15 protein-coding genes are annotated in these 20,037 nt (G+C 44.1%); 6 read left to right on the top strand and 9 right to left on the bottom strand.

Going from position 1 to position 20,037, the window contains the following annotated elements:
* The 5 genes from IH598_03210 to IH598_03190 all read left to right on the top strand — a co-directional run.
* Positions 1-466 (top strand): DUF1343 domain-containing protein (locus IH598_03210; protein ID MBE0637508.1); only part of this gene is annotated, 466 nt, incomplete at its 5' end.
* A complete protein-coding gene (locus IH598_03205; GenBank protein ID MBE0637507.1) occupies positions 459-2,309 on the top strand; it encodes a hypothetical protein in 1,851 nt (616 codons plus the stop codon). The genes IH598_03210 and IH598_03205, both read left to right, overlap by 8 nt.
* A 68-nt stretch (positions 2,310-2,377) precedes the next feature.
* Positions 2,378-3,046, top strand: coding sequence for an ATP-binding protein (locus tag IH598_03200; GenBank protein MBE0637506.1), 669 nt, complete (start codon positions 2,378-2,380; stop codon positions 3,044-3,046).
* Between the two features lie 322 nt (positions 3,047-3,368).
* Positions 3,369-3,761, top strand: a complete 393-nt coding sequence (locus tag IH598_03195) for a VOC family protein (GenBank protein MBE0637505.1) — start codon at positions 3,369-3,371, stop codon at positions 3,759-3,761.
* 142 nt (positions 3,762-3,903) lie between these two features.
* Positions 3,904-5,457 (top strand): aldehyde dehydrogenase family protein, encoded by a 1,554-nt coding sequence (locus IH598_03190; GenBank protein MBE0637504.1) that lies wholly within the window; start codon positions 3,904-3,906, stop codon positions 5,455-5,457.
* Between the two features lie 83 nt (positions 5,458-5,540).
* Here IH598_03190 and IH598_03185 read toward each other — a convergent pair whose 3' ends face one another.
* The 9 genes from IH598_03185 to IH598_03145 all read right to left on the bottom strand — a co-directional run bounded on the left by IH598_03185 (position 5,541) and on the right by IH598_03145 (position 15,890).
* A complete protein-coding gene (locus tag IH598_03185; GenBank protein ID MBE0637503.1) occupies positions 5,541-6,458 on the bottom strand; it encodes a TIGR01777 family protein in 918 nt (305 codons plus the stop codon).
* A 10-nt stretch (positions 6,459-6,468) separates the two neighbouring features.
* The gene (locus IH598_03180) at positions 6,469-6,927 is read right to left on the bottom strand and encodes a peroxiredoxin (protein ID MBE0637502.1); all 459 of its coding nucleotides are present in this window, start codon (positions 6,925-6,927) and stop codon (positions 6,469-6,471) included.
* A gap of 187 nt (positions 6,928-7,114) precedes the next feature.
* Entirely contained in the window at positions 7,115-8,413 is a 1,299-nt protein-coding gene (locus tag IH598_03175) for a deoxyribodipyrimidine photo-lyase (GenBank protein MBE0637501.1), read from the bottom strand.
* Positions 8,414-8,421: 8 nt separating this feature from the next.
* Positions 8,422-8,886, bottom strand: coding sequence for a sterol desaturase family protein (locus IH598_03170; GenBank protein MBE0637500.1), 465 nt, complete (start codon positions 8,884-8,886; stop codon positions 8,422-8,424).
* A gap of 99 nt (positions 8,887-8,985) precedes the next feature.
* A complete protein-coding gene (locus IH598_03165; GenBank protein ID MBE0637499.1) occupies positions 8,986-10,875 on the bottom strand; it encodes an agmatine deiminase family protein in 1,890 nt (629 codons plus the stop codon).
* A gap of 24 nt (positions 10,876-10,899) precedes the next feature.
* Entirely contained in the window at positions 10,900-11,958 is a 1,059-nt protein-coding gene (locus tag IH598_03160; protein ID MBE0637498.1) for an anhydro-N-acetylmuramic acid kinase, read from the bottom strand.
* A 31-nt stretch (positions 11,959-11,989) separates the two neighbouring features.
* Complete coding sequence (locus IH598_03155) at positions 11,990-13,285, bottom strand: UDP-N-acetylmuramoyl-tripeptide--D-alanyl-D-alanine ligase (protein ID MBE0637497.1); 1,296 nt, start codon at positions 13,283-13,285, stop codon at positions 11,990-11,992.
* Positions 13,286-13,383: 98 nt separating this feature from the next.
* Complete coding sequence (locus tag IH598_03150) at positions 13,384-14,877, bottom strand: SUMF1/EgtB/PvdO family nonheme iron enzyme (protein MBE0637496.1); 1,494 nt, start codon at positions 14,875-14,877, stop codon at positions 13,384-13,386.
* A gap of 32 nt (positions 14,878-14,909) precedes the next feature.
* The gene (locus IH598_03145; protein MBE0637495.1) at positions 14,910-15,890 is read right to left on the bottom strand and encodes a PorP/SprF family type IX secretion system membrane protein; all 981 of its coding nucleotides are present in this window, start codon (positions 15,888-15,890) and stop codon (positions 14,910-14,912) included.
* Between the two features lie 309 nt (positions 15,891-16,199).
* On the opposite strand from IH598_03145, the gene porU reads away from it, so the two are divergent.
* Positions 16,200-20,021 (top strand): type IX secretion system sortase PorU, encoded by a 3,822-nt coding sequence (gene porU / locus IH598_03140; protein MBE0637494.1) that lies wholly within the window; start codon positions 16,200-16,202, stop codon positions 20,019-20,021.
* The last annotated feature ends 16 nt before the right edge of the window (positions 20,022-20,037 follow it).

Below are 20,037 nucleotides of genomic sequence, written 5' to 3'. Positions count from 1 at the left end.
AAACCTTCCCAATAAATACGCTGTTTACCTGTATCCTTCACTCTGCCTTTTCGAAGGAACCGTTGTTAGTGTCGGGCGCGGAACGGATCTTCCATTTCAGGTCATAGGCCACCCGCAATATACGTTGGGAAGTTATGTCTTTACTCCCCGTCCAATGCCCGGAGCAACCAAACCTCCACTAATGGAGACTAAATGCATCGGTTATGACCTGATCGGATACGCTGAAAAAATGAACGAACATCCTGCACATCTCAACCTTTCGTGGCTGATTGATTTTCATTCCCAACTGGCCGATAAAACAACATTTTTCAACAACTTCTTCGAAAAACTGGCTGGAACTGCTGAATTGAAAAAGCAAATCGAACAGGGATTAAATGAACAGGAGATCAGGGAGAGTTGGCAACCGAAGTTAAACGAGTTTAAAAAGATCAGAAAAAAATACTTACTCTACGACGATTTTGAATAAGCAAACCTTCATACCAGTATTAAAAAGTAGTTCCGGAACCGGCGGACCTGCGGGTGGATTAGTGAGATACGCACCTGAGATTATCCTTTTCATTTATGTCATTTTGTTTTTTACAGTAAAAAATCCCCACCATCCAAACGACAGGGTGATTATCAGCGATGGAAAAGCTTATTATGCTTTCATTACAACTGCATTCATTTACCACGACCTGAGCTACAGTTTTGTTGAGGATTACGAGGCGAAGTACTATCCCGACCACCCTTCTATTTTCAAAGAGTTCCGTTACAAATACAAAGGAGAAACCGTGAACAAAGGTTTTCCCGGACTGGCTTTTCTGCTGCTTCCTTTTTTCCTGATCGCCCACTTGCTGGCCATCATTTTCGGTTTGCCGGCAGACGGCTACTCGCTCATTTACCAGTATATGATGGGCTTTGCGGCACTTTTCTATTTCTGGCTTGGGCTACGCTTCATACGAAAACTGCTGCATGCCTTCGATTTTGATGAAACCGTTGCCGCTGTCATTCTTGTTCTTGTTGCATTTGCTACCAACATCATTTATTACACACTGAAAGAAGGGATGATGACCCATGTGTACAATTTCTTCCTGCTGGCTGTATTCTTTTCTTATTTGAAAAATTATCTCGATACTTTCCGGTCACGATCCATCGTACTGGCCGCCCTCACTTACGGACTTATAGTTTCCACCCGGCCAACAAACGGGCTTGTCATTTTATTGGTTCCATTTATTGCCGGTTCGTTTGCTCAGTTAAAGGTTCTGTTTCAAAAAATATTTACCAACCCAAAGGAATTGGTTTCAGTTACTCTGGCAGTCTCCGTTTTCCCCTTGATCACCATGGCGATCTGGTATTTACATTCGGGGTACCTGGTTGTGTGGTCTTACGGCGAAGAAGGGTTTAACTTTTTTGAACCTAATTTTTTCAATATCCTGTTCAGTTTCAACAGGGGCTGGTTCATTTACACACCACTGGCGTTGCTGTCATTAACAGGATTGGTTTGGCTATACCGCAACCAGCGATTCCGGTTTTACTGGTTCACGGCTTTCCTCGTAATTTTTATTTATGTGGCATCCAGCTGGTGGGTCTGGACTTACACATCCAATTTCGGCCAGCGCACCTTCATCGACACCTACCCGATAATTGCGTTGCTTCTGGGATATTCCTGGCTTTTAGTCAAAAAAAATAAACTGCTACAAAAAGCGGTTATCGGGCTTTCGGTTTTTCTGATTGCCCTCAACAGCCTGCAGTTTTACCAGCACTATACTTACGTTTTTCCTCCCAGCGCCCTAACATTCGACATTTACAAAGATGTTTTCTTTCGTCTTAAACCCAAACCAATGGTGTATTATCCCGAAGGCTACATCACTTCCCGAAAAGTATTTTTCAACGATTTTGAGGAGGATTACGGCTGGCTCAATTACGGCTCGGTGACTGATAAAGAGGCTTACAAAGGGAAACAATCTTCCCAAACCGGCATTTCAAGCGTTTACAGTATTGGATTGAATGAAAATATTGAATCGTACCTTACCACCGAATACAACCGCGTCAGGGTGGGGTCATGGATTTATTCGGATAAAAAAGAATCATCCGGAGTGCTGGTTATCGAACTTGGCGCCGGGGGAGAACAGGCATTTTATCAACCTTTTTTTGCAAAAGAATTTAGCCGGAAAAACAAATGGTCATACATGGAAGTGGCCATACAAGTTCCTGATACGATTCCACGGCCAGATCATCTGCGGGTATATTTTCACAACAACGACAATGAAGAGCAATTTTTTGTTGATGATTTGAAGGTTGAAGTGTTATCGCTAAGCATAAATTATTGATCCGTTTCTGGTTTCCGGTTTGTGTAATTATCGCCGCTGCGCTGCGTTTATCTGTAAAATTTTCAGCCATGAGTTCCTACATCAAAAAACTTATTGCACAAGGTGAGCATCAGCGGCTTGACTTTAAGTTCGAGATTTCGGACTCGAAGAAGATAGCCCGCACACTGGCTGCATTTTCAAATACTGATGGGGGAAAACTACTGGTTGGGGTGAAGGATAATGGCGCCATTGCCGGGGTGAGATCCGAAGAAGAGTTCTATATGGTGGAGGCTGCCGCACAGATGTATTGCCGCCCTCCGGTTGAGTTTGCCACGCGCGAGTGGAACGTTGACGGAAAAACCATCCTTGAAATTGACATCCCCAAAAGTGACAACGGCCCCTGCTCAGCTCCGGATAAGGAGGGAAAATGGATGATCTACATCAGGGTGTACGACCAAAACCTACTGGCAAACACCGTATTATTAAAGGTTTGGCAGCTTCAAAACCGGAAAAAAGGAATCACCATCCGTTACACTGATAAAGAAAAGATCCTACTTGAGTACTTGGATAAGAATGGAAATATAACCCTGTCGAAGTTTCGTAAAATTGCCGGCATTTCTCACCAGGTGGCCGAAAAGGTACTTGTGGATCTCATTACCTTGCAAGTCATACAGATGGACATTACCGAGAAGTCAGTTTTTTACCTTATTAACCCGGATTTAAAGACAGACCCACTGAGTGAATTGACGGTGAGGTAGAGGGTTGTGGGAATTCGTTGGCATTAGTAGGCATTTGCTTCGCGGGATTGATGGGCATTTGCTTCGCGGCATTGGTGGGCATTCGTTGGCATTGATGGGCATTTGCTTCGCGGCATTGATGGACATTAGTAGGCATTGGTGGGTATTTGCTTCGCGGCATTGGTGGGCATTAGTTATTGGGAAGGTAAAATGAAGTTTTTGTGTTGGTTGAAAAAAAATGACCTGGCTATTCATCATTTCCGGCTATGGATTGTTATACCAGGATTATGTGTTTCTTTTAAACCAAATGAAGTAACGAATTAAAACTTGAAAAAAGACAAATATGACACTGCAATCAAAGAATCCATTTACCTGGGTAGAAATTTATGTAGAAGATATGAGCAGGGCTCAGAAGTTTTACGAAACTGTTTTACAAATTAAAATGATTCCGATGCAAACACCCGGAGAATCAGGTGATCTAGAGATGCTCAGCTTTCCATGGGCTGAAGGCGAAGCCAACATCAGCGGGGCATTGTGCAAAACCGGCGAAATGAAACCCGGGGCTGGTGGAACATTGGTGTATTTTACTTGTGAAGATTGTGCAACAGAATCATCAAGAGTTGTAAGTGCGGGAGGACGGGTATTGCAGCAAAAATTTCCTATTGGTGAGTACGGATTTTGTACCATTTGTATGGACACAGAAGGCAACACAATTGGACTACACTCAATGAAATAGTTCATTTCAAATAAGCACAAATACGATTTGAGATTTGCTGATTTTAATGCCGATGGATAGTCCATACGGGCGCAACGAAGATTGGAACATTGCCGATTCAAATCGCTATTATTTCGATAAATTATTAATATAAACAGTAAAAATGGATCATTACAACATTACACAAATGCTCACGGAGTTAGGAATTCAACCGGTGAATAATGGCGCGCACACCGGCCTCCATTGGATTGAAACCTACGGAGATATCATAGAATCTTATTCTCCAAATGACGGAAAGTTGATTGCAAAGGTAAAGCAAGCGACCTGGGATGATTACGAAAACATTGTAACCAAAGCGCAGGAGGCGTTTAAGGCGTGGCGTCTTGTACCGGCGCCAAAACGTGGTGAGATCGTTCGTCAGATTGGGAATGAACTGCGGAAATATAAAGAGCCGCTCGGCAAACTGGTTTCTCATGAAATGGGAAAAGTTTTCCAGGAAGGCCTTGGAGAAGTACAGGAAATGATTGACATTGCTGATTTTGCCGTTGGTCAGTCAAGACAGCTGTATGGATTTACCATGCATTCCGAACGCGAGATGCACCGGATGTATGAGCAATATCATCCGTTAGGAATTGTCGGGGTGATTTCAGCATTTAACTTTCCGGTTGCCGTTTGGGCATGGAACGCAATGATCGCGCTGATTGCCGGCGATGTGGTAATCTGGAAGCCTTCGTCAAAAGTGATGCTCAGCGCCATTGCCACGCACAACATTATTCAGAAAGTGCTTCGCGAAAATAATATCCCTGAAGGAGTACTTAGCCTGGTAGCCGCCAGTTCAAAGTATGTTGGCGACGATTTTCTGGCCGACCGCCGTATCCCACTGATTTCGGTTACCGGTTCCACAAGAGTTGGTCGCAGGGTGAATGAAATCGTCGGATCGCGGCTTGGTAAAACCATTTTGGAACTTGGCGGAAACAACGCCATTATCATCTCACAATATGCCAACCTTAACATGGCGCTGCGGGCAAGCATGTTCGGTGCAACTGCCACTGCCGGCCAGCGCTGCACTTCCACCCGCCGGCTGATTATTCATGAAATGGTGTATGATCATTTCAAAGAAAAACTGATTAAAGCATACAAGCAATTACACATTGGTCATGCACTTGATCCAAAAACCCATGTTGGCCCGTTAGTTGACACAGCCGCAGTGGAAGCTTTTACTAAAGCCCAGAAGGAAGTTGTTAAATCTGGCGGGAAAATTATTTATGGCGGTGAGATTTTAAATGAAGCGGGCTTCGAGTCCGGCTGCTATGTGAAACCGGCAATTGCCGAAGTGGAAAATCACTGGGAAATCGTGCAGGAAGAAACGTTCGCTCCTTTGCTCTACCTTATCAAATACAAAACCATCGAGCAGGCCATTGAGTTGCATAATAATGTACCGCAAGGACTATCGTCAGCCATCTTCAGCAAAAATATCCACGAAACAGAGTTTTTCCTTTCTCATGCAGGTTCTGACTGTGGCATCGCCAATGTGAATATTGCCACCAATGGCGCTGAAATCGGCGGAGCATTCGGAGGTGAAAAAGATACCGGCGGCGGCCGTGAATCCGGCTCAGATAGCTGGAAAGCTTACATGCGCCGGCAAACCAACACCATCAACTTTGGTAAGGAGTTGCCGCTTGCCCAGGGGATCAAGTTTGAGCTGTTTGATGAATAGCCGTAAACTGAAATCCAAATTATTAACCCGGTTTCTATTGAGTGGCCAGCACACCGGTCATTATCCCGTTTCTTATGTGTGGATTAACCCGGGCTAAAAATTGACTTCAACGCATCAAAAACTATGGTGTAACGAAAGGTAAAACCCAATTCCATCAATTTTTTTGGAACCACTCGTTGTCCGCTCAGGAGCATCTCTTCACCCATCTTTCCCATCAGGAGTTTGATGGCGAATGACGGAACATGCAACCAGGATGGGCGCTTCAGGGCTTTCCCGAGCGTTTTTGAAAATTCTTTCATCGTAACCGGCTCAGGAGCAGTGAGGTTAAATGGACCGAATGCATTTTCGTTTTCGAGCAGAAATTCGATGGCGCGCACTTCATCGTCGATGTGAATCCAGGAAAACCATTGCTTGCCCAACCCGATATGACCTCCAATCCCAAGTTTAAAAGGCATAGCCATTTTCGGAAGCGCACCTCCATTATAGTCTAAGACAACCCCCGTTCGCAAAAACACCACCCTGACACTTTTATCCAACTCTTTAGCTGCCTGCTCCCATTGAACAGTTACATCCGCCAGAAAACCTTTGCCTGCGCTGGAATTTTCGTCAAACGTCCTGATGTTATCTGCGCCATAATAACCTACAGCACTGGCCTGAATCAGCACTTTGGGTTTCTTGTCTGCTTCGTTTATGGCATTAACCACAGCTTTTGTGGACTGAATGCGGCTGCTGAGGATTTGTTGCTTTCGTTTATCCGTCCAGCGTCCGCCGGCAATACTTTCGCCCGCAAGATTAATCACGGCATCGGAACAATTGATGATGTCAGTAAGTGCTTTTGGGTCTCTGCCATCCCATCCGGCAAAATCACTGTGGTTCAGAAAAATTTTCTCCGCTTTCGCTTTGTTTCTTGAAACAATGGTGAGATGATGCTTTTTCGATGACAGGTTTTTAACCAGTTGTTGACCGATAAATCCGGTGGCGCCTATTAAAATAATTTTCATGATATTTTCTTTAATCCAGGTTTTTCAATACTTCCAGCGCTTCGCTCACATGCTTTTCAGCATTAAACTGTGAGTTGAAGATGTGGCTCACGGTTCCCGATTTATCTACAATATAGGTCACCCTTCCAGGGAGCAGTCCAAGCAAATCGGAGGGGACACCGAAGAGCTTCCTGACGCGCTTGTTCACATCACTCAGGAGTCGGAAAGGGAGACGGTGTTTCTCAGCAAATGCTTTGTGTTTTGCTACATTGTCCGAACTGATCCCGAAGACCTCCGCGCCGGAATCTCTGAATACCGCAAACTGATCGCGGAAACTACAGGCCTCTGCCGTACAGCCAGGGGTGTCGTCTTTCGGGTAAAAGTAAATCACCAAATTATTTTTTCCTACAAAATCCATGATATTTACCAGGTTTCCATCCTGGTCAGGCAGGGAAAACTCCGGAATTTTTGAACCAACTTTTATGCTCATTTTTTTTGAATTTGTGTATTTATTAAAAGTCCAGGCGCCAAGCAACAAAACCAACCCCCAAATCAATAAATAGACGAGGAGTTTAGACTTGAGGAGCTTGTTTTTTATGTGACCTTTATTTGTCATTTTTGAATTTTAAACTTGGGATTTATTTGAGATTTGCTTTTTGAATATTTTATTTTTCTTCTCATTCAGCCAGCGCCCTCTTGTACTCCTTCAGTATGCGGTCTCTTGCAAATTTATGATCTACAATTGGTTTGGGGTAATTTGAAGTTCCAAATTCAGCGACCCACTGTTTGATGTATTTCATTTCGGGGTCGAATTTTTGGGTTTGCAGTTCCGGGTTGAACACCCTGAAATAGGGCGCCGCATCGCAGCCGCTGCCGGCCGCCCACTGCCACCCGCCATTGTTCGATGACAATTCAAAATCGAACAGCTTTTCAGCGAAATAAGCTTCGCCCCAGCGCCAGTCCGTTAACAGGTGTTTGGTGAGGAAACTCGCCGTGATCATCCGTACGCGGTTGTGCATGTAGCCCGACTCGTTAAGTTGCCGCATTCCGGCATCTACAATAGGGTATCCGGTTTTACCTTCGCACCAGGCTTTAAATTGATTTTCATCATTGATCCACCTTAAATTATCGTAATGAGGTTTGAAGGCATGATCAACTACCCGCGGGAAATGCCAGAGGATCATCATGTAAAACTCGCGCCAGATCAACTCGTTGAGGAAAATTGCGTTGAGTTCCATCGCTTCCTTCACCAATTGTCGAATGCTGATTGTGCCAAATCGCAGGTGAACACTCAATCGCGAAGTTCCGGCAATTGATGGAATATCCCTGGTTTTGTCATAGTTTTGAATGATCGTCGGGTTAATGGCCAAAGAAGGGTAAACGCCTTTGCTGTGGCTAAATCCGGTTAGGTTCAGATCAAATACATCCGGGTTCATTTTAAAACAGCGGTCGAGCAGTTTTTCCGAAGGCTTTTGTTCAATTTCTTTCTCCGAAAAAACCGACCTCCAGCGCTTCATGTAAGGAGTGAAAACTGTATAGGGAAGGCCATCCTCCTTTACCACTTCATTTTTCTCAAAAATCACCTGGTCTTTGAAAGTCTTGAAACCAATGGATTTTGAATTCAGAAAAATGCCCACCTCACGATCACGCTCTCTGGCGTAAGGCTCATAATCGTGGTTGGTGTAAACGGCAGCTACATTAAACTCCTCAATCAGCTTTTCGAAAATCGCTATCGGTTTTCCGTATTTGATCAGCAGCGTTGAGCCATGTTTCTCAAATTCGGACTTGATTTTCACCAGATGATCCCAGATGAATGATACCCGTTTATCCGATTTATCTGATAATTTATCCAGAATATCCGTATCGAAAATAAAAAGGGGAAGCACATTTCCCCTCTCTTTTAATGCGTGATAAAGTCCGGTATTGTCTTCTGTCCGCAGATCGCGCCGGAACCAAAATATTGTAACAGGCTCCATCAGAATTGTTATTTCTCTTCTTTGCTCTTATTGGAAAACACTTCAATGTAATACTTGAATGGGGCAACGAGAAATCCATAATTTCCATAAAACATTGGGCCATGATGATCAAGGTGGGCTTTCACAGTAGCATCGAGGTAACGGTTTCTAAGACCTTTCAGCATCTTCACCCGCTGATGCACATACACATCATGAAAAAGAAAGTAAGCCAAACCATAAACGAAAATGCCGACACCTATCCAGAAGCGATAATCAAAATTGGCATAACCAAAATAAATCAGCAGAACGCTGGGCACGGCAAACATTAGCGCAAACACATCATTCCACTCGTATTTACGGCCGTCGCGCTCATGGTGATCGCGGTGAAGAACCCAAAGAAAACCATGCATCACATATTTGTGTGTGAACCATGCGGTAAACTCCATGAAAAAGAAAGCGCCGATCACAATCAGCAGTGCAAAATACCAAGCCATAATATTTAATTTTTAAAAGTTTTCAATTCCTAAACCAGCATATAAACAGCAACTTAAGGATTTTGTTTAACAGCATTCCGAAATTGGTGAACAGGATAATCATTCCGGAAACGTTACTTCAATTCCTTCTGTAACCTTTACCTGGTAAACCTTACCTGGAATCAGGGTACCGATGGTATTGATCTGCTTTTCGGGCCAGAACACACCGTAACCGGCCAATTCTTTAACCACAATTACTTTATTTATGTTAGTTAAAAAAAGTTGCTCAATGTTTACTTCATCCGTCGAAAGAACGGGCATCACATTCCATCCCTGAGAAAGAGCAAAACTTTTTCCTGCTTCTTCCAATGCAAGCACTTCTATTTGGCCGGGTTGCGCCAATTTCACTACCAGGCAATCCTTCTCATCCCAACCTGTAATCGTATTGATTCCCATTTCAGGCCACCAGATTTCACTGCCGTTTTGGACAAAAATCAACTCATCGAGCACCGGTGCAAAAATGAATTCAAGATCATCATAAGGAAGAAGATGTGTAGAGATGGCTGTCCAGTTTTGGTGGAGAGGCAGTTGCTGCTTCAGGGTTTCAATGATTTGAAAATGGTGCGGGTCAGGCTGCCCGATAAACGGATGATTTTCACGTCGTCCTGAATTGTCTGCTGCTGAGAGAAAATATTTTACCTCAGATCCGGCCGGGGCGAAGGGAATCTGGCCGGTAAAAGTGAAATTTCCCGAACTGTTAAGCACCGCTTGGTTGTACTGACTTCCATCATAGCTGTAATTGATGAACAGGGAATCAGCTTTGAGAGACTGGCCGCTGTAAGGAACAATTTCAGCAGTCAGGGTATGTTGGTTTCTTTCGAGCTGACTGCCATGTAGCGGTTTGTGACGGATTTGCAACATCCCCGGGTCAGGCACCTCTTTGGCGCGGCAGTGCAGGGCATCGGTGGACTCCCAACTTCCGGTAAAACCAAGAACAGTATAACCCGGCATCGCCTGCTGATAGACAGCCAGGGCAGGAGCATCATTTGATGTATTCTTTATCGGGACAAGCACTTTTTTATTCAGGATTAAGGAATTGGTGTAAGGCTCATTGTTCGGCGTGTTCACCCTGAAAATCTGATAAGGAGTTCCATAGGAAGAAGTTTGCTGGCTCCAGTAAGCAGCAGCAGCTTCGATGGCACTATATTGAGGATGTGTGGGCGGCACCTGCTGGATCAGGATCTTATCCACATCAAGAAACTTTGCCCAGCAGTCAATATGGTCAATGTAAGTATTGTTGGGGTCGGGAACTACATAATAGGTGGTTATGCCCAAATATTCGTTCATTCTCTGATTGATTTGCGCCTGCGTCAGTGTCGGGTTTTCGGTCAATACAAGGTCAGTTGAAGCGGCAACACCCATACCATCAGTCATATAGTTCCCCCCAGTGTGAATGACGTTCATATTGTAAAGGTCCAATCCCAGGTAATTTGCCATCTGGGCCGGAATGGCATCATCATAGGGACGGGGGCGGTTATAGGGGAAATCTACGATGGATATCTTTTCATTTCCAGTTGCGATAAAAAATGGCCCGTAATCCCGGGTCCAATAGCTATTTGTAGGTGCATGGATGAATTCGCAATTGGACAGGTTGACCCCATTTTGGGTGTAAGCGGTGCGAACTGTATTTTCCTGCGTCTGGTTACTGACGATGGTGTAAACAATAGCTTCCATCGACATTTCTTTGATGAGCGCGTAAGAAATCCCGAACGGGTATCTGATCAGCACTCCCTTTTTACGGCCAAATTCGCTGAGTGCCTGGATGGGCTGGGTGGGTTCGTCAGATGCCACAAATCCTTTTCCGATTTCATTTTTACGAGACAACTCTTCCCCTGTCATCCAGTGCTTCAACCCGGGAGGATTGGTTTCACCAGGTTTCTGGGCAAAGGCTGATAAGTTAATTGTCAAAAGAATGAAAATGGCTAAACGTAAAGAAAGCAGTGGCTTCATTGATGATTGTTTTAAAGGTTTAGGCTAACCGGAATAAATTGCGCCGGAGGAGTGGTCACGGGCAGCGCCAGTAACCGAAGCAAGGCAATTGAACTTACTTTTGTAACGCAGTAACCCAAGAAAAGCAAAGATCAATGCCTCTTTAAAATCAATGATTTTTTCATTTGGGACGATAATCTGATGACCTGTCAATGCCTTGATTCTATTCATGAGGAATACATTTTTTGCCCCTCCGCCGGTTACAAACAACTTCCCATCGGGCTTACGTTGTGTTTGACGGGAGATTTGTACTGCAATATGCTCTGAAACAGTTCTTAGCTGATCATGAACAGCTAATTCAAATGGGTCTAAAACAGGAACAAAAACCATTTCCACCCATTCTCTTCCCAATGATTTTGGCGCCGGCTGAACGTAAAAATCCAGATTATTCAGTGCTTCGAGCAATCCCAGATGGATGGTTCCGGAAGCGGCCAGTTTCCCATCTGTGTCAAACTCGTGGCCTAATGACTGCGCCAACCTGTTCAGGATAATGTTTACCGGGCAAATATCATAGGCCTTTCTCAATCCATTTTCATCAAATGAAATGTTGGAAAACCCGCCGAGGTTCAGGCAAAAGTCATATTCACCAAAGAGCAGTTTATCTCCAAGCGGAACCAATGGGGCTCCCTGTCCGCCCAATGCCACATCCTGAGACCGGAAATCACAAACGGTTGTAATGCCGGTTTGTGCCGCAATTTCAGGTCCGCTGCCAATTTGAAGTGTAAAACCGGTTTCTGGCCGGTGAAAAACAGTGTGGCCATGTGAAGCGATGAGGTCAGGCGAGAGATGATGTTGCTTTATGAATTGGTTTAACAATTTCCCAAGGAATTTTCCATAATCAACATTTAGCCTGGCCAATCCCTCAGCCGTTAAACCGTGTGCTAATGCAAGCTTTTGTTTCCATTCTTCAGGATAAGAATAAGTTACTGCAACTGGGATCGTGAACTTCCATTTACCGGTAGCAAAGGTGAATTCACAGAAAGCCAGATCCACTCCATCCAGCGAAGTACCTGACATCAGGCCGATGACCCTGTATTTTCTCATACTCCGAATTTTCAATTAATTTCCAAATCACTTACAGAATGGCGAGCAATTTCTCCAGCCGGATTCCCCGGGAGCCTTTTAGTAAGATTGTTTTTCCAGTCAAAGGTTGTTCACTTAACTTGCTGATGGCTTGATCACTGGTGGTAAAAGTAGTGATCCGATCATCGTTACACACCTGGTTGAAAATTTCCCCGATCAGGATTACCTGCCCGGCTCCTGACTGCAGAGCAAGTTCAAGAATTCGACGGTGCTCCGGCAGGCTTTCTTCACCCAATTCAAGCATATCACCAAGGATCAGTACTTTCCTGTCATCCGGGAATTTTGCAAAATGCGTAATCGCTGCTTCCATACTCGATGGATTGGCATTATAAGCATCCATCACAATGTGGTTGCGGTCAGTCCGGATAAATTGCGAGCGATTGTTTTCGGGATTGTATCCTTCAATGGCATCTTTTATTTTCTTGGGTGAAACGCCAAAATAATTGCCGATGCAAGCCGCCGCCATGATGTTGTGAAAGTTGTAACTGCCAATCAATTGGGAACTGATTGAAACCGGGCTCCCGTGAAAATCAATTCGTACCGACAGAAAAGGGAATTCGCTGATAATATCCCCTGGTAAAGAGGCTTCATTGCAAATGCCATAGGTGATTGTTTCGATCCCTTTGGACAAATTTAAAAGCAACTGGTCATCTTCATTTACAAATAGTTTTCCTCCATGTTGCCTGATATGATCATAAAGTTCAGATTTTGCCCTGATCACACCCTCATATCCTCCGAAGCCTTGAAGGTGTGCCTTTCCAATGTTTGTGATGATTCCGAAATTTGGGTCAGCTATCTGACATAGCGAGGCGATTTCACCACAGTGATTGGCGCCCATCTCAATTACAGCTATTTCGGTATCCCTATTTATCGAAAGTACCGAAAGCGGAACACCGATATGGTTATTCAGGTTTCCTTTTGTCCAGTAGGCATTCATTTTTCCTGCCAATACATTTCCTGTAAGCTCTTTGGTGGTTGTTTTTCCATTGGATCCCGTGATCCCAATGATTGGGATTACAAGTTGATCCCGGTGATAACGTGCCAGCATTTGCAGTGAAGTCAGCACATCGTCCACGATAATAAATCTGCTGTCAGCAGCAAATTCATTTTGATCAATAACGGCATAGGAGGCGCCGCTTTCAAGCGCTTTGGCCGCATAAATATTTCCATTGAAATGTTCACCTTTTAAAGCAAAGAATATACTGCCAGGAGAAACATTTCTTGAGTCGGTTGAAATATGAGGGTGATCTAAAAATATTTCATACAACTTGCTGATATCGGATACCATTGCGTGATGCTTTGATTTTTGACCGGACAAAAATAGGAAATAAAAAACCCGTCACATTTCATAATTGCAACGGGTTTAAAAAATTTTGCTGAGCGATGTTATTTACTTGGGATTGGCCCGCCTACCCTATCCATGGCGCATCTGAATCCAATATAGTTGGTGGCAGACTCCTGGTCAAGGTACCTTCTGACACCAGGGCTCAGATAATATGAGCCATCTCTCCACGAACCCCCTTTAACCACGCGGGCGTTATTATTGATAAGTGATGACCTGCCATAGTCATACATTCTTGCAGTAGTATCATTTGCACCCAATTCCGGGTTTGACATCCATTTTTGTCTGTCAATCACCGACATCTGATCACCGTCGAGATAATCCCTGTTATCGGCCTGACGATAGTTGGTGCGGTTAGCGGCATCATTCACCGTGATGGTATCATACCGCATTCGGCCGAGGCTGTCCTTTTCTGCAGGAATGCCATCCTCCATTTTCAGTTTTGTAAATACATTACCACGATAGGGACTGAAATCCGACACGTCCTGATGGCTCAGTGGGCGGTAAACATCCGATACCCACTCGGCTACGTTTCCGGCCATGTTATAAAGACCATAATCATTGGGGGCAAAGGTACCTACCGGAGCGGTAATGTCTGCTCCATCGTTAAGAGCACCGGCTACGCCCATGTAATCGCCACGTCCCCGCTTAAAATTATCCCTGTACTCGCCATAAGCGCTCTTCTCATCTGTATTTCTTAACATGCGGCCATCCCATGGGTATATTCTCCGTTGGGCAATGTTTTCGTAACTTGCCACAAGACCAAGTGCAGCATATTCCCATTCAGCTTCCGTTGGCAACCTGTATTTGGGAAGCATAATTCCATCTTCAAGCCTTACACGCCGTTCACCGGTTCCGCTTGGACTCAGGTCCTGAAGTGGACGATTCACAAGGCCGTCATAGTTACCGGTAAGGTAAGCTTCTGTATTGAAATTATCCTGATCCTGCTGGTCGGGATTTTGGGACAATATGCCCTGACGGATGAGCAACATTTCGTTAACCCTGTCGGAACGCCAGGTACAGTAATCATTGGCCTGAACCCAACTTACACCAACAACCGGATAGTTGTGATATGCAGGGTGGCGCAGATAAAGACTTGAAAGAGGTTCGTTGTAGGCTAACCGTTCGCGCCATACCAATGTGTCGGGAAGTGCTTTGCGGTAAACCTCCGGATAACTCACAAACACCCGTTGCAACCAGTAAAGATACTCAAGGTAATCAAGGTTGGTCACTTCGGTTTCGTCCATGTAAAATGAGCGAACTGTGATCCTGCGGGGTGGATTATTGTATTCATAAAATACATCCTCATCGCTTTGACCCATAACAAATGTTCCACCTTCTATAAAAACTAAACCCGGACCGGTTTCCTGCTCGTTGTATTTGGAAACTTCAAATCCGCCATTTTGTGGGTCATTGTATTCCCATCCGGTTGTTGGTGAAACTTTATTTTTGCTCCCGAAAATACCTTTACAGGAAGGGAGAAGAATGCCAACAGACAATACCAAAACAAGGATTAATAACTGCTGATTTTTGAACATGCTTAATGGTTTTTTAAAAAACATCGTACTAACTAAAAACTCGGACACTTTATTGCTCTGGGTCTTTTACTTTTTTTGTCGCATGGGAAAATATACGAAAACGAAACTTCATGTGCTCCTCCTGCAGCATTCGATAGTTGCGACACGGTATAGTCATAACTATATCCGAAACGATACTGATCTTGCTGTAACCCTAATAAAATGATGACTGCATCACTGTTTTCAAATGCATGGCGAAACCAAAGTCCCAACACAAATGGAGACAGCGAAAAATAGCTACCTGCATTCAAATGCTTATAGCCATGTTGTTGCTGGTAAAGAATATTAGGTGAAACCTCAAGACTGGAGCCGTAAGATCGCCGGTAGCGGTCCTCCTGTCCAAAGTTTGCCCCGGCGTGTATTGTAATTTTCATCCCTAAAATATGCTCCTGATTTTCGAAAAAACCAATGTTGGGCTGGGTAACGTGATGGACAGCGCCACCAAGAAAATATTTCTCCCCGATTCCCATAAGAAAACCTCCTCCAAAATCAACATAGTTCACATTCCCGTTAAACTCTTCCGGAGCCGGCGACTGGCCACCGGTCAAACCGGACGGAAGCAGTAATTCATTCCAGTCAGCACTTCGTTGACCATAACCGGCCTGAAGGGCAAGGTTGGCCTCCACACTACGGCTGATTGTGAGCCGATAAGCATACATTCCCGAAACCAGTAAATTATTGATGGCCGCTTCACCTTGCTTGTCGTAATTGATCTGGAGCCCAAGCCCGCCGTTAAAAAATTCGGAAAAACGATCGAAAGAAGCACTATAAGCCACGAAAGTACCTGGTAGTGAAGGCCATTGATTGCGGTAGTTTGTGGTGATTCTCGGGCAATATTCAGTGCCTGCAAGGGCTGGATTAAGATAAAGCGGATTGGCATAAAACTGGGAATAAGGAAAATCCTGCGAAAGGGCAGCATTCAGAACGATGAAAAAAATAACCAGTATGAAGCCTATTTCTTTGATTTTTATCATGTAAAAGCAACCTTTGACGCAACCTTTGATCTAACTATTAACTCATTAAGTTTAGGCTTATTTTATTAAAAAAAACAAGAACAAAATAACAATTACAGCTGACGCCAAAAATATTGAGATTATTACAGGAGTGATTGCCGGTCAAATATCCGGCAATAATCAAACAAACACTCCGTTTTTAAACTCATTGTTTTGCTTTATGCTGAAAGATTCGAGTAGCTGCAAGATGCGAACTGCCAATCAGTTGAATGTAACAGTGAACAATCAAAATCATTTGGGTGTTCAACTTATGAAGCTAATAAATTTACTATGAAATACCTGATCATCCTCATTTTTCACCTTTTAATATTTCTAAATTCGCACATCGTAACCGGGCAGGAGTTTTTGGTTCCAATTACCATTCAATGGAATCAGCCGGTTGAAGTGCGTGTTTCAGAAACTAACCATTACAAGTACCTCAGTTTTATTGATGCAAAATATGATCATAGTGAACACCTGACCCCCTATTTTCAAAAGCGCATTCGCCTGGAGGGGCAGCCCCTGGCTGTTGAAGTTGGTTTGATCAACCCAGTTTTTGTTCAGCTAAGCAACGAAGAACTGCGCTGGCTCAGCACGATACCTTTGCATCAGGAAGAGATTTCTGTTCAGGCCGATTTAGCAATATCCCGTGGCGAGACCTTTGCTGTTGTTGGCTTTTCGCCATTCAGAATCAATCCGGTTTCAGGAAAAGTTGAAAAACTGGTTTCAGGAGAACTTATATTGAAATCCAATGGATTTCATGAAACAGGAATGGCAAAAACAAGTTTTGTTGATCAATCGGTGCTTGCCAACGGAAACTGGTTCAAAATCAAAATTGATAAGACAGGACTTTTTAAAGTTACTTATGCTCAACTTGCTGAAATGGGAATGAATGTTTCGGGGTTGAGCTCTTCCAATATCCGTGTTTATGGGAATGGTGGCGGAATGTTACCAGAGAAAAATTCCACTTCCCGGTTTGTCGATCTCCAGGAAACTTCGATCGCTGTGATGGATGGTGGCGACGGATCTTTTAACCAGGGAGATTACCTGGTGTTCTATGGGATCGGGCCGGATGTCTGGAAATTTGACCCCCAAACAATGAGGTTTTTTCATGAAAAGCATGTTTATTCAGATTACTCATATTATTACGTCACTGCTGATTTAGGCCCCGGGAAGAGGATAACACCTGCTCAATCCACTACCGAGACGCACAATTACATTTCAACAACTTTCAACGATTATCAGTTTCACGAGTTAGACCAGGTCAATCTGATCAAATCAGGGAGGGAATGGTATGGTGAGATCTTCGATCTGATTACAAGCTACAACTACGCTTTTAACTTTCCAAACCTAAAAACCGACGCTCAGCAACATTTCAGGTTCAGGGCTATTGCCAAATCAGTCCTTTCGAGCACATTCGCTGCAACGATCACCGGTATTGAACCCCTCATCCTTACCATCAATGGCACACCGGATAATCCTGAAGGCCAGTATGCCCGCGATGGAATTGGTGAAATGAACTTTTTAGCGGGCAGCGACAATGTTAACATTAACATTAAATACAATAAAACGGCAGGCAGCGCAACAGGTTGGCTTGATTATCTCGAGCTGAATGTTGTGCGCAACTCCGCTTTCTCCGGTGGACAGATGGCTTTCAGAGATTTGCTTTCCTTTGGGAGCAATAAGGTAACTGAATTCCGGCTGAACAATGCAAATGCCGGGGTAACCATATGGGAGATAACCGACCCGCATAACATCAAACAAGTGCAGGCTGCATTATCAGGTAACACAATGAGCTTTAAACTTCCAACGGAAGAACTCAAAGAGTTTATAGCTTCTGATGGCACCACTCTATATGATGTGCAAACTGTAGGTAAGGTGCCCAACCAAAATCTTCATGGCTTGTCAGACATAGAATATGTCATTGTTTCACATCCCGATTTCCTTGAACAAGCCAATCGCCTTGCTGAATTTCACAGGTCTTATTCCAACCTCGAAACGATTGTGGTAACACCCGAACAGGTTTACAACGAGTTTTCTTCCGGAGCTCAGGACATTACCGCCATCAGGGATTTTATGAAGTTACTTTATGAGCGGGGTGATTCTGGAATAAAACCGCGCTATCTTTTGCTTTTCGGCGATGCTTCCTACGATTTCAAAGTGCGGTTAAACGATAACACGAATTATGTGCCTACCTTCCAGTCATCTAACTCTTTACATTATGTCAATTCATATGCTACGGATGATTATTTCGGGTACCTCGACCCCAATGAGGGAACCGGTGCTAACGACATGCTCGACATTGGCATTGGCCGCTTTGTGGTGAGAACGCCGGATGAAGCCAAAATGGCCGTGGATAAAGTGATTCACTATGCTACATCTCCTTCAAAATTTGGAAACTGGCGTAATGTTGTAACTTTTGTTGCTGATGATGAAAATCAAAATGCCCACCTGAACCAGGCAGAACAACTCGCCGTATTTGTTGACACTACATACAGAAATTACAACGTTGACAAAATCTACATTGACTCTTACCTGCAGGAATCAACCACAGGCGGGCAGCGGTATCCCGCTGTGAACAAAGCCATCAACTCGCGACTGGATAAGGGGACACTGATTATGAATTATACCGGGCACGGGGGTGAGTTAGGATGGGCACACGAACGCATCCTCGAAGTGGCCGACATCAACAGTTGGACAAATTACGACAAGCTTTCCATCTTCATCACTGCTACCTGCGAATTTGCCAGATATGACGACCCGGGAAGAATATCTGCCGGTGAGTATGTATTCCTGAACCCCATAGGAGGCGGTATAGCACTTTTCACTACAGCAAGACTTACATTCGGGTCGTCCAACCTGAGCCTCAACAGGGGAATTTATAAATATGCCTTCGAGCGGAATGACGGAAATCCTTATGCCCTCGGCGACCTCATCAGGCTGGCCAAAGGGGAAAGTTCCGGCGGACCAAATGACAAGAAATTCCTGTTGATCGGCGATCCGGCACTCCAAATGGCTTACTCTTATTATAATGTTGAAACAACAGCAATAAATCAAAATGAGACGTTCGAATCGTCAGCTCCCGACACACTCAGAGCCCTATCCCTGGTGACTGTTGCCGGAAGAATTACTGATGAATTTAAAAGCGTGGTTTCCGACTTTAATGGCGTGCTTCATGCCACCGTTTTCGATAAAGAATCAGAGGTATTTACACTTGGACAAGACCCGGGAAGTTCTACCAGATCATTTATGCTCCGCCGCAATACGCTTTTTAACGGCAGAACACAGGTGGTTGACGGGAATTTTAGTTTCTCTTTTATGGTGCCTAAAGATATCGCTTACGAGTTCGGACCCGGAAAAATCAGCTTTTTCGCTGATAACGAAAGTGTTTGTGCCAGTGGTTTTTATCAAAACATCATTATTGGAGGATTTGACAACACTTCGCAAATTGACATAACAGGCCCTGATATTGACCTTTTTATGAATGATGAAACATTTAGAAACGGAGACGTTACCAACGAAAATCCTGTTCTTTTGGCACGTGTGTACGACGATAGCGGTATTAATGCCGTTGGTAACAGTATCGGCCACGATATTACTGCAGTGTTAAACGGTGATGCTGAAAATCCGTTTATTCTGAACGACTTTTATGAAGCCGATTTCGGTGGGTTTCGCTACGGAACTGTTCTTTTCCCTTTTACCAATCTGCCATCAGGAACACATGAATTAAAGTTCAAAATCTGGGATGTATTCAACAATTCATCCGAAGCGATGCTGACATTCAGGGTGATCAATCAAAATGAACTGGCCATCGAAAGCCTGAAAAACTACCCCAACCCCTTTCATGATGAAACGTATTTCACTTTTAATCACAACAAAGCCAACAGCGAATTGGATGTGAGCATTGAAATCTATGATCTTTCCGGACGACAGGTTGCTGTAATTCAGCAATACAAAACCAGCACAGCATTTAGTTACGACCCTTTGCGCTGGGATGGAACCAACGCCACCGGGCAACTGCTCGAATCCGGAATGTATCTGTATCGGGTTCATGTAACTGACCAGCAAGGAAGAAGTTCGTCCGATGTAAAAAAACTTATCATTACCAGATAAACTATTTGCAGGACAA

It is taken from the genome of Bacteroidales bacterium (assembly GCA_014860585.1).
In the GTDB taxonomy this organism is placed as follows: Bacteria; Bacteroidota; Bacteroidia; order Bacteroidales; family 4484-276; genus RZYY01.
This window is presented reverse-complemented; position numbering and strand designations above follow the sequence as displayed.

Coding starts and splice junctions, on each gene's coding strand:
- IH598_03180 (MBE0637502.1), bottom strand. CDS start 6,927: ATGAGCATAAAAGTTGGTTCAAAAATTCCGGAGTTTTCCCTGCCTGAC.
- IH598_03160 (MBE0637498.1), bottom strand. CDS start 11,958: ATGAGAAAATACAGGGTCATCGGCCTGATGTCAGGTACTTCGCTGGAT.
- IH598_03145 (MBE0637495.1), bottom strand. CDS start 15,890: ATGATAAAAATCAAAGAAATAGGCTTCATACTGGTTATTTTTTTCATC.
- IH598_03175 (MBE0637501.1), bottom strand. CDS start 8,413: ATGGAGCCTGTTACAATATTTTGGTTCCGGCGCGATCTGCGGACAGAA.
- IH598_03170 (MBE0637500.1), bottom strand. CDS start 8,886: ATGGCTTGGTATTTTGCACTGCTGATTGTGATCGGCGCTTTCTTTTTC.
- IH598_03200 (MBE0637506.1), top strand. CDS start 2,378: ATGAGTTCCTACATCAAAAAACTTATTGCACAAGGTGAGCATCAGCGG.
- IH598_03150 (MBE0637496.1), bottom strand. CDS start 14,877: ATGTTCAAAAATCAGCAGTTATTAATCCTTGTTTTGGTATTGTCTGTT.
- IH598_03155 (MBE0637497.1), bottom strand. CDS start 13,285: ATGGTATCCGATATCAGCAAGTTGTATGAAATATTTTTAGATCACCCT.
- IH598_03165 (MBE0637499.1), bottom strand. CDS start 10,875: ATGAAGCCACTGCTTTCTTTACGTTTAGCCATTTTCATTCTTTTGACA.
- IH598_03195 (MBE0637505.1), top strand. CDS start 3,369: ATGACACTGCAATCAAAGAATCCATTTACCTGGGTAGAAATTTATGTA.
- porU (MBE0637494.1), top strand. CDS start 16,200: ATGAAATACCTGATCATCCTCATTTTTCACCTTTTAATATTTCTAAAT.
- IH598_03190 (MBE0637504.1), top strand. CDS start 3,904: ATGGATCATTACAACATTACACAAATGCTCACGGAGTTAGGAATTCAA.
- IH598_03185 (MBE0637503.1), bottom strand. CDS start 6,458: ATGAAAATTATTTTAATAGGCGCCACCGGATTTATCGGTCAACAACTG.